This is a genomic window from Sphingorhabdus sp. (assembly GCF_044357595.1).
Taxonomy (GTDB): domain Bacteria; phylum Pseudomonadota; class Alphaproteobacteria; order Sphingomonadales; family Sphingomonadaceae; genus Sphingorhabdus_B.
Window position 1 is genome coordinate 1 of sequence record NZ_JBIKPH010000081.1, and the last position, 10,597, is coordinate 10,597.

The following is a 10,597-nucleotide window of genomic DNA, read 5'->3' on the forward strand; positions in this document are numbered from 1 at the left end:
TAATCAGCTTTGGTTGCGGAAGCTTTATTGCGGGGATTTCAGATTGTGTATGCATGGAAATTCACCTTAATCATCGGGTTGATGGAGCAAGGAGATCGGCTCTGCCATGGCCACATAGCGTGCGGGCACAGCCTTTTGTGCACGCAATACGGCGCGATCTCGAACGTAGGGATGTTGAGGCTCAGCCTCGGTTTTGGGGCTCTACCCCGGCTTTGCGGCTCCACCGCGAATTGGGTCAGGCTCTGCCGTTTCCAACTCATCCATTTTTTGATGAACAAGCGAACAATACAGGAACAAGTCTAAGCGCGCAAGAGTGATATGATAATAAAATCCCTAATGCCTGGCTTCACCACCCTGATCCGCGTTCTGAATTCCCTGATGTTGTGCGTTAATTCCCTGTTAGGTTATTTAGGGAATTTCCGTATCAAACATCCGGATAACTGCGGCTTTGCGAGCCGACCGGAATACAGGCAGGATCGTATTTTGGATATTTTCCCTGCAAATTCCCGTGAAACAGGGAATATCATACCTGAGACCACATGGAGCAGGACTGCGTGCTGCGCCAATTGCGAACATTTTGCTGCGACGACGCGCATGCAAACCACGGTAGCGTTTTGTTTCCGGCAAGCACATAGCAACCATCGGACCAGGTTACGCTGCGTGATCGGCTTACCCTACTTGATTTCCGGAATGCCGCACGAAACCAAAAAACGCATATGTTTCGTCATAAAACGCTGGCGGTCGAGTGGGGTCCTTTGCATCGCTGTGAAGCACGAACACGATCAGCGGCTGCAAATGGGCCGGGAGCGGACCGGCCGGTCTAGAGCACCGGGGGGGGGTAAAGCTGACATTCGGGTGAGCCAATGACTGTGCCCCTCGACAAATCGGGCATTCGAGGAAAATCCAGAAGTCTCTGGAATCTGCCGGCTATCCATCCACTGTGCCAGACACCGCCATCCCTTTGACAATACCCGATAACGAGTCCAACTTGGATTAGTCGGCGAGGTTGCCAGACATTTTCACAAGCAGGGTTTTGATCGTGGCAAACTCCGTTGCGGAAATCCCGGACAGTAGTTGGGTGTATATCGTGTCGGCCTCCAACCTGAGCGATGGAAGTAACTCAATAGCCTTGGGAAGCAGGTGCAGGTTCCAGACCCGGCGATTCCCTTCGATGGAGCGTCGCTCGACAAAATGAGCCTTTTCTAATTGATCGATCACATGACCCACGCTCGCGCGTTCCAGGTCGAGGTATTTTGCAAGTTCGGTCTGAGTGAGTCCCGGCGTGCGAAAAATATATGCAAGGGCACGCCACTGGGTCCGAGACAGGCCGAATTTTGCCGTGGACGCATCAAACAGCTTGCGAAGTTTGCGGGGAACTTCCTCGACGAGAAAGACGATCTCGTCGGTTTCTGTCATGTAGCTGTCATGGTTGATTTCGTCACGCATCGGGCAGGGTCTTACCCGACGGGCAGAGGATTGAAAAGACTTTACTGTAAGATGTATTACAGTAAGCTATCATCATGGCAAAAGAATCTATCAAACTGGCAGGTCAATCCGGCCTTGCCATTGCCGCTAGTGTCGAAGGCGCAAGCGATGGAATGCCGGTCATTCTCGCGCATGGCGGTGGACAAACACATCGTGCATGGAAGAGGGTTTCTACACTCCTCGCAAGTCATGGCTTTCACGCGATCGCATTGGACCTGCGAGGCCACGGGAACAGCGAATGGGCCAAAGACGGGGCCTATGACATTGCCGATTTTGCTGGCGATCTTATCGCCATCGCGACCCGATTGGAGCGCAAACCAGCGCTGATAGGTGCATCGCTTGGCGGTCTTGCCGGGATCATGGCCGAAGGGCATCTCGCACCGGGCAGTTTCGCTTCGGTGACCCTGGTCGATATTACCCCGCAGATGGAGGCGACGGGGGTTGCGAGGGTTGTCGGCTTCATGGCAGCCCATGCTCAAGATGGCTTCGCTTCTCCGAATGAGGCCGCGCAAATCATCTCCGAATATCTGCCGCATCGGCCAAGCCGTAAAGCATCGTCAGGTCTAGCGAACTACCTCCACAAAAAATCGGATGGCCGCTTTTATTGGCATTGGGACCCCTCGTTTATCGAGGGCGTAACGCGCCGCCATATGCAGAGCGATGGTGCGGTCGAAAATGGGCGGAGCGAGCTTAGCCTTGCAGCAAGCCGACTTTCGCTTCCGGTGCATCTGGTCAGAGGCGGTTCGAGCGATCTTGTCTCGCCTGAAGCCGTTGAACACTTCCGAAAACTGGTCCCGCATGCCGCTTACAGCGACATTGCGGGTGCTACGCACATGGTCGTCGGAGATCAGAACGACGAGTTTGGCGCGGCGATTGTCGATTTCCTGATCGGCACGCACGCGGGGAATGTCTCAAGGTGACGGATAATCCCGACAGACCCGAATTGGCTGAATTGCGCAAAATGCTCCATATCGCGCCGTTTCACCGCTGGCTCGGACTGGATGTTGTTGATTTGACCGAGCGCGAGTTGATCCTTGAAATGCCTTGGCGAGAAGAAATAATATCCAATCCAATGGTTCAAGCGGTGCACGGCGGCATCCTGTCAGCCTTGATCGATCTGACCGGCCTTTACGCTATCAATGCGTTCGGCGGGACAGCGCGCGCGACCTCCGACCTGCACGTCGATTTTCACCGCCCTGCAACCCCCGGTTCAATGCGCGCGATTGGCCGAGTGGTCAAATTGGGCAAGCAGTTGAGTGTTGCGGAAACCAGAATTGAGGACTCGGCACAAAGACTGGTCGCCAGTGGCAGGGCGGCATATGTCGGTTGACCTTCGGCCATTCCCGATGTTTGCGATATTCCTCGCGTTGGCAGGTTGTGTTCCTGTCCCTGAAATGGGCGTCAAGCCGGTCATCCGGAGCTCTGAGGCCAGCGACGCGGCCCAGACTCTTGCCGCACGCGGGAACATTGGATGGCCCCCCGACCAATGGTGGCGATTGGCGGGCGATCCACAGCTTACGTTGTTGATCGAGGAAGGACTTGTAAACTCACCACAAGTTGCAACTGCCGGGGCCAGGATCAGGCGAGCCGAGGCTGAGGTCCAGCGTGTCGGTGCATCCCGACTCCCGATTATCGGAACCGAGGCGGAAGCAGGTATCCGCCGCCAGAGCGGCAACAATGGCATTCCCGCAGAGTTCCTTCCGGGTGGCTGGCGAGACTACGGCCAGACCTCGCTGACTTTTGGTTTCGATCTCGACCTTTGGGGACGCAATCGCGCGGCCCATGCAGCCGCGATCTCGGAAGCGCGCGCAGCGGTTGTCGATGCGGCGCAAGCGCGGCTCGTCCTCTCTGTTGCGATTACGGCAGCGTATGCGGAACTCGGCAGGCACTACCGGGAACGCGATAACGCCGAAGCGGTGCTGGGTAACCGCCGGGCGATGCGAGATCTGATTGCTCTGCGCGAACGCAACGGGCTGGACAATCGCATCGGCCTGCGCCGGGCCGAGGCGGATGTTGCAAACGCCGAACAGGAACTTGCGGCCGTCGATGAAAGCATCGGATTGCGCCGAAACCAATTGGCCGCGCTGGTGGGATCGGGGCCTGATCGGGGCCGGTCGATCTCGCGCTCGCCTCTTTCTCCCTCGACGCCAGCGGGCGTTCCGGCTGGACTGACAACGGACCTGCTCGGACGACGTCCGGATATTGTCGCGGCGCGCGAACGAGTCGAAGCCGCTGCAAGCCGGATCAAGGTCGCGCGCGCCGGATTTTTTCCGTCGGTCAGCCTCAGGGCGCTCGTTGGATTACAGGCAATCGGCCTTGGCAATCTCGTCGATTCGGGATCGGTCTTTGGAACAGCCGGTCCAGCCATCAGCCTTCCAATTTTTCAAGGAGGTGCACTCAAGGCGCAATATGGCCGGGCCAATGCCGAATATGCAGAAGCTGTAGCCAGCTATAACCAAATGGTCATTTCCGCTTATCAGCAGGTAGCCGATGCGGTGACGCAGCGCGATGCGGCTGATAAACGACTGGCAGCAGCGCGCTCCGCTTTGATCTCAAGCGAGGAGGCCACCGGACTTGTCCGCAACCGATTTGCGGCAGGCTTGGCGAGCCAACTGGACGTGCTGGCCAGTGAAAGTGCGGTTCACAACCTACGGCGCGCCGTAGTTGGCCTCGAAACCTACGAACGCGGCGCGACCCTGGCCCTGATCAGGGCGCTCGGAGGCGGATTCGTGACTGCATTTCAACCTTCAACGGAATTGATAACACCATGACAGAAGCACTGCCTGAAACTCCTGCGGTTGACCCGGCCTTGTCCGAGTCCCGTAAGGTTACGCGCAAGCGATGGCTTACGCGGCTGGCAGCGGTCTTGGTGGTAATCGGGCTCGCCTGGGGCATCTGGTATCTGTTGGTCGCCCGGAATTTCGTCAGCACTGACAATGCCTATGTCAACGCGCAGATGGCACAGATTACCCCGCTGGTCGCGGGGTCTGCAAGCGAACTGCTGGTGCGCGATACCCAGCAGGTCAAGGCCGGGGATGTGCTCGTACGGTTGGACCAGGCTGACGCACGAATTGCCTTAGCACAGGCCGAAGCCGATCTGGCGGCGACACGTCGAGGTTTCCGCCAGACGGTTGCGAACAATATTGCATTGGCTGCCAAGGTCGACGGGTCAGGTGACGCCATGGTTCAGGCGCAGGCACGATTGCGCGCAGCTCGCGCCGAACACGACAAAGCCCGCATTGACTTGCAGCGTAGGGAAAGCGTTGCTGCGAGCGGCGCGATTTCCGGTGAGGAACTTACCCAGGCGCGCAGCGCCTATGCCACATCCCGTGCGGCGCTCGATGCAGCACAAGGTTCGATAGGCGAGTTCAGTTCGTCACGGCGTGCCGCGCAAGGTCAACTTGCGGCAAATTCCGCCTTGGTAAGCGGTTTGACCGAAGACACTGACCCCGCCGTTCTCGCGGCAAAGGCGCGTCGAGATGCTGCACAGCTCAATCTGGACCGGACAGAAATTCGCGCACCCATCGACGGTGTGGTCAGCAGACTTCAGGTCCAGATCGGGCAACGCCTTAATCCCGGACAGACCATCATGACGATTGTGCCGCTGGCCAATGTTCATGTCGAAGCCAATTTCAAGGAGAACCAGTTGCAGCGTGTGCGGATTGGCATGCCTGCGACGTTGACGGCAGACCTTTACGGGTCGAGCGTGACCTATCGCGGCGAGGTGGTTGGCTTTTCCGGCGGCACCGGATCGTCGATGGCCGTGATTCCAGCTCAGAACGCAACCGGCAACTGGATTAAGGTCATCCAGCGATTGCCGGTGCGGATCGAACTCGATCCCGCCGAACTGAAGCGGCATCCCTTACGGGTCGGTCTGTCGATGGAAGTCGAAATTGACGTGTCGGGCGGCTGAGCGCGATGACTGCCGCAACACAGGGTTTGAAGGGCATTCCGCCTTCGCTCAGGCTTATTGCCGGGCTCACCTTGGCATTTGCAAACTTCATGGTGATCCTTGACCTGACGATTGCCAATGTTTCGATCCCCCATATCGCCGCCAGCCTCGGTGTTTCACTGGAACAGGGCGCATGGGTCATCACGTCCTACGCGATTGCCGAGGCAATCTGCGTGCCTTTGACCGGATGGATCGCGTTACGATTCGGATCGGTGCGGACCTTCTTGTTCAGTATGGTGGGCTTCGGTGTTTTCTCGATGCTCTGCGGGCTTTCGGTTTCAATAGAGATGCTCGTCATCTGTCGCATCGGCCAAGGCATTTTCGGCGCATTTCTGATGCCCATGTCGCAAACCTTGTTGCTGCGGGTGTTCCCCCCAGAGCAACAGAACCTTGGGATGGGTATGTGGGCGATGACGCTGCTCCTGGGTCCGGCGCTAGGGCCGATCATTGGCGGCTGGCTCACCGACAACTGGTCCTGGCATTGGATATTCCTCATCAACGTGCCGATTGCGGTGATAGCGACCTTAGGCTCTGCCGTTCTTTTGCGCCCGATTGAAACGGAGCGTCAGTCATTGCCGATTGACTATGTCGGGTTGATATTGCTGGTGATCTGGGTTGGTTGCCTTCAGATCATTTTGGACATTGGCCGCAACCACGACTGGTTCAGCGATCCGCTGATCGTTGCCTTGGCAGTCACCTCGGCCATCGCCTTGCTGATATTTGTTATCTGGGAACTCACCGATGACAATCCCATGGTCGATCTGCGCGTCTTGCGAAACCGGGGGTTAAGTATCAGTCTGGTCGTCCTCGCCATTAGTTTCGGAGGATATTTTGCTGGCTTCGTGATCGTCCCGCAATGGCAACAGGCCTGGCTGGGGTTCACTGCGACACAGGCTGGTTATTCGTCCTCATTTTCAGCGATCGGAGCGCTACTGACTGCGCCGATTGTTGTGCTATTGATGCCGCGCTTTGACCCCCGCCTCTTGGTTTCGGCGGGAATTGTTTGGTTGGCTGTCATCGGGCTGATGCGCACGTTCTGGACCACAGACAGCGATTTCTGGACACTCAGTTTGCCACAGTTCGTAATGGGACTGGGAATGACACTCATGATGCTGCCGATAATGACTCTGACGCTGAACGCCGTTGAAGAGCATGAGGTCGCTTCTGCAGCAGGTCTGCAAAGTTTCATGCGCACGATCGCAACGGCATTTGCCACTTCAATCTCGCTGACCTACTGGGGCGACACGCAACGCGCGACCCGCAATGATATCGTCGCCGTATTAGAGCCAGGTGCGGCAGAGGGTTCGATTTCCGGGCTTGGTTTCTCTCCCGAAGCGACTCTTCAAATGCTCAGCAACATGGTCGAGGTAGAGGCTACGACACTGTCTGTGATCCATGTGTTCTGGACAACATCCACAATCCTGCTCGTCGCTGCAGCCCTCATCTGGCTAGCGCCACGCCCCAAGCGGCAAGGCGGCATGTCGATCGGGCATTGATCCGGTCATGGCACGCATTGCCTCACTTGATGTCCGCTTTTGAGAAATTGGAAGTGACGCATTAATGACCGGCATTGGGCGCAAAGCAGCCGCGTTTTAAAGAACCGAACGGTCGGCCCAATGCGCATGGGTACCGCTGCTGATTTTATGTGGGAGGGCAATCCGGCAAACAGGGCCTTCCTCAAACCGCTTGCAGTCAATCAAGATACATTCGGATGTCCCACGATTTTCGTCGGTGACAAAACTGACGAGATAGCCGTCATCTTCGTCCACTGCACCAACGCGCGGGGCAAAGGGTGCCTCACTGCCATAAACGCCCTCTGGAAGCTGAAGGGACCATGAATTCCCTGTCAGCATGTCGTGCTTAACAAAGCCGTTGAACAGGAACCAGCCGGGCTTAGACGTCGTGCTATAGGCATATCGATAAGGCTGCCCCAGATAGCTTTGGTTCATCATTCCGAATTCGAGGATCCGGTCATCCAACCGCTCTTCGCGCGTCGTTCCGTCGGCAAGGTTAAACCGCCAGCGGTGCAGCTTGGGCTTGAAGCTATGTTCGTCGACATAGGCCATCATATGGCCATAGCCTCCGGCGTTATCGAGCGGCGGTGGATAGGGGTCTTCTTCGAAATAGCCGTCGAGCACGACCTCATCGCGCTCTTCATAGGCGTTGATGAAGTGGAGGACAAAAGTTGGGTCAGCCTCAAACCAGCGGATGTCTTCTGGTTGGCCAAACCGCGGAACAAGCGCGAAACGCGATGGTAGCCCTTCATGCAACCGCGTGACATGCACGTTGCGCTTAAGCAGTTCTTCATCCCAAAATAGCGGGAAGTCGCATAAAATGGACCAATTCTGCGTAAACATCATGTCATGCGGCAGGCGTGGTCCCGGAAGCGGAATGGGCACATAATGGACAAGCTGGCCGCTGCGATCTACCACCCCGTAATGCATATAGGGCGCATGCTTTGAATAGTTGAAGAACAATAATTCGCCAGTGCGTTGATCGACCTTCGGATGGGCGGAAATGCCGTCGAGTGGCACCCAAGACGCAACGCCCTGTTGCGCCAAGGTTTCGGGGTCAAGGACATAGCCTTCGCCGCATTGGTAGAATGTCGACACAGCTTTGCCGCCATGGACGATAATATCGGTGCTAGATGAATCCTTAAGACTTCCATGCGCGCCAAAGCCAGGGCGCAGCGACATAGACGCTTTATCCATGAGGCCACCCCATAGAGACCCTTCCCCCTCCTGCTCCGCCTGAAAACAACGGGTGCGGACAAAGCGGTTGCGATAGTTCGCCTTGCCACCCTTAAAATCGATCTGGTGGATCATGCCATCGCCGTCAAAAGGGTGGTAGCGCCCTAGCGGTTGGTGCAACTGGTTCTCCGTATTGCGCAAATACACGCCGTCAATATCGTCCGGAATGCGGCCCTCAATCACATCAAGGTCGGTCGCGGTGACTTCCTCATGCTGCGGCGTCCATGCGCCATTGAGATAAGGGTGGTTGCTCGGCTGCAGCGTTGCCTTTACCGGCGGCAATTTTTCGATCTGCATTTCGCTCTCCTCTAGGCGCTCAGCCTATGTCGAAAATCACCCCTTGTGCAAGTGGCAGATTATTCGAGTAATTTATCGTGTTCGTGGCGCGGCGCATATAGGCCTTCCAAGCATCGGAACCAGACTCCCGGCCACCGCCGGTTTCCTTCTCCCCACCAAATGCACCTCCAATTTCTGCGCCCGACGTGCCGATGTTGACATTGGCAATGCCGCAATCGCTACCTTCGGCAGACAGGAACCGCTCACACTCGCGGATGTCGGTGGAGAAAATCGATGACGACAAACCTGCCCCAACGCTATTTTGAAGGGCGATGGCGTCGGCCAAATCATGATAGCGGAAGATATACAGGATAGGCGCGAAGGTCTCCCTTAAGACAGGGCCGACATGGGCGGGCATTTCGGCAATTGCCGGACGCACATATACGCCATCCAACGTAATGCGTTCGCCGCCAGTGATGGTTCCGCCCAATGCCTTTGCCTCGCTTAGCGCGATCTGCATGCTTATATACGCCTGTTCATCAATCAGCGGCCCCGCCAAATTGCTGCTGTCGAGCGGGTCGCCCACCGCCATTGAACCACTCGCCGATTTCAGCGCGCCGACGAAGCTATCGTAAATCGCGTCTTGCACGAAAAGGCGGCGGAGGCTGGTGCATCTTTGACCGCTCGTTCCAAACGCCGAAAACAGCACTCCACGCAGCGCCAGCGCAAGGTCCGCCTTGTCACTGATAATCGCTGCATTGTTCCCGCCAAGCTCAAGGATAGTCTTGGCAAAGCGTGCTGCAGCCGCTTGTCCGACCTTTCGGCCCATGTCCGTGCTCCCGGTTGCGGAAATCAATGCAATGCGCGGGTCGGCAACCAAGGCTGCACCGGTGTCACGGCCACCGTGCAAGACTTGCGACAAATTTAAAGGCGCATCACCAAATGCAGCTACGGCCTGTTCGAAAATAGCTTGTACCGCAATGGCGGTTAATGGCGTTTTTTCGGATGGCTTCCAAATGACGCTGTTGCCGCAGACCAATGCCAGCGCGGCATTCCATGCCCATACCGCGACGGGAAAGTTGAACGCGGAGATGATGAGCACCGGGCCCAAAGGATGCCACTGTTCCATCATCCTGTGGCCGGGCCGCTCGCTAGCGATTGTCAGGCCATGCAGTTGCCGGGATAGGCCAACAGCGAAATCGCAAAGATCGATCATCTCCTGAACTTCGCCAAGCCCTTCGGAAAGCGGCTTTCCGCAAGCAATGGTAACAAGCCGCGCAAGATCATGCTTATGCGCGCGCAAGGCATTGCCGAACAACCTGACCAGTTCGCCTCGGCGCGGCGCCGGAACGCTGCGCCATTGGAGAAAGGCGATCTGCGATTGTGCGGCAGCAGCATCGATGTCGCCCGCATTTGCCGTTGCCACTGCCCCAATGCGACTGCCGTCAATCGGGCTGTGCACTTGAAGGTCGCCCGTTCCGAGGGAGCAGCCCAGCTTTTCGAGAAGAACTGCTATATTTTGCGCTAAATCCACCACTATCCCCAGCCTTTGCTCTGTATTCCCTTTGCGCATGGCAAGGCCTAAGGTTGTTAGCAAGGGTTGCTGTCTTGCCCGCGCGCTTATAAAGGCAAAAACAACGCAGGCGGCTATTCAGTTGGCCTTCCCAATGGAGATAAAAATGGCCGAACTGGCAGCATTCGATTGGTCTGACCCTTTTCGTCTTGAGGACCAACTGACCGAAGACGAACGCATGATCCGCGACTCCGCCCGCGCCTTTGCGCAAAGCGAGCTGCAACCGCGCGTGATCGATGCCTACCGGACTGAATGCGACGCGCCTGAACTGTTCCCCTTGATGGGCCAAACTGGTCTACTTGGCGCCACTATCCCTGAAGAATATGGCGGCGCTGGCGCGTCTTATGTCGCTTATGGCCTGATTGCGCGTGAAATTGAACGCGTCGATTCTGGCTATCGTTCGATGGCGTCGGTGCAGTCATCGCTGGTAATGCATCCTATCTACGCATTCGGTTCAGAGGAACAGCGCCGCAAATATTTGCCCGGTCTTGCCGCTGGCACGCTGATTGGCTGCTTTGGCCTGACCGAGCCTGATGCCGGGTCGGACCCTGCAGGCATGCG

9 protein-coding genes are annotated in these 10,597 nt (G+C 56.9%); 6 read left to right on the top strand and 3 right to left on the bottom strand.

Annotated elements, in window-relative coordinates:
* Positions 1 to 993 precede the first annotated feature (993 nt).
* Positions 994 to 1,446 (bottom strand): MarR family winged helix-turn-helix transcriptional regulator, encoded by a 453-nt coding sequence (locus ACIQ2T_RS08895; protein ID WP_397590499.1) that lies wholly within the window; start codon positions 1,444 to 1,446, stop codon positions 994 to 996.
* A 74-nt stretch (positions 1,447 to 1,520) separates the two neighbouring features.
* On the opposite strand from ACIQ2T_RS08895, the gene ACIQ2T_RS08900 reads away from it, so the two are divergent.
* The 5 genes from ACIQ2T_RS08900 to ACIQ2T_RS08920 are packed head-to-tail and all read left to right on the top strand — an operon-like array spanning position 1,521 to position 6,933.
* Complete coding sequence (locus ACIQ2T_RS08900; protein WP_397590500.1) at positions 1,521 to 2,405, top strand: alpha/beta fold hydrolase; 885 nt, start codon at positions 1,521 to 1,523, stop codon at positions 2,403 to 2,405.
* Complete coding sequence (locus ACIQ2T_RS08905) at positions 2,402 to 2,815, top strand: hotdog fold thioesterase (RefSeq protein WP_397590501.1); 414 nt, start codon at positions 2,402 to 2,404, stop codon at positions 2,813 to 2,815. Before ACIQ2T_RS08900 ends, ACIQ2T_RS08905 begins: the two co-directional genes overlap by 4 nt.
* Complete coding sequence (locus tag ACIQ2T_RS08910) at positions 2,805 to 4,256, top strand: efflux transporter outer membrane subunit (protein WP_397590502.1); 1,452 nt, start codon at positions 2,805 to 2,807, stop codon at positions 4,254 to 4,256. Before ACIQ2T_RS08905 ends, ACIQ2T_RS08910 begins: the two co-directional genes overlap by 11 nt.
* A complete protein-coding gene (locus tag ACIQ2T_RS08915; protein ID WP_397590503.1) occupies positions 4,253 to 5,398 on the top strand; it encodes an EmrA/EmrK family multidrug efflux transporter periplasmic adaptor subunit in 1,146 nt (381 codons plus the stop codon). Before ACIQ2T_RS08910 ends, ACIQ2T_RS08915 begins: the two co-directional genes overlap by 4 nt.
* A gap of 5 nt (positions 5,399 to 5,403) precedes the next feature.
* Positions 5,404 to 6,933: a DHA2 family efflux MFS transporter permease subunit gene (locus ACIQ2T_RS08920; protein ID WP_397590504.1), complete on the top strand. Its 1,530-nt coding sequence runs from the start codon at positions 5,404 to 5,406 to the stop codon at positions 6,931 to 6,933.
* A gap of 96 nt (positions 6,934 to 7,029) precedes the next feature.
* On the opposite strand, the gene ACIQ2T_RS08925 is transcribed toward ACIQ2T_RS08920, so the two are convergent.
* Complete coding sequence (locus ACIQ2T_RS08925) at positions 7,030 to 8,484, bottom strand: carotenoid oxygenase family protein (protein ID WP_397590505.1); 1,455 nt, start codon at positions 8,482 to 8,484, stop codon at positions 7,030 to 7,032.
* A gap of 19 nt (positions 8,485 to 8,503) precedes the next feature.
* Positions 8,504 to 9,997, bottom strand: a complete 1,494-nt coding sequence (locus tag ACIQ2T_RS08930; RefSeq protein WP_397590506.1) for an aldehyde dehydrogenase family protein — start codon at positions 9,995 to 9,997, stop codon at positions 8,504 to 8,506.
* 145 nt (positions 9,998 to 10,142) lie between these two features.
* Between ACIQ2T_RS08930 and ACIQ2T_RS08935 the strand changes: the two genes are divergently transcribed.
* Positions 10,143 to 10,597, top strand: a 455-nt coding sequence (locus tag ACIQ2T_RS08935; protein ID WP_397590507.1) for an acyl-CoA dehydrogenase family protein, incomplete at its 3' end; no start/stop codon positions are given.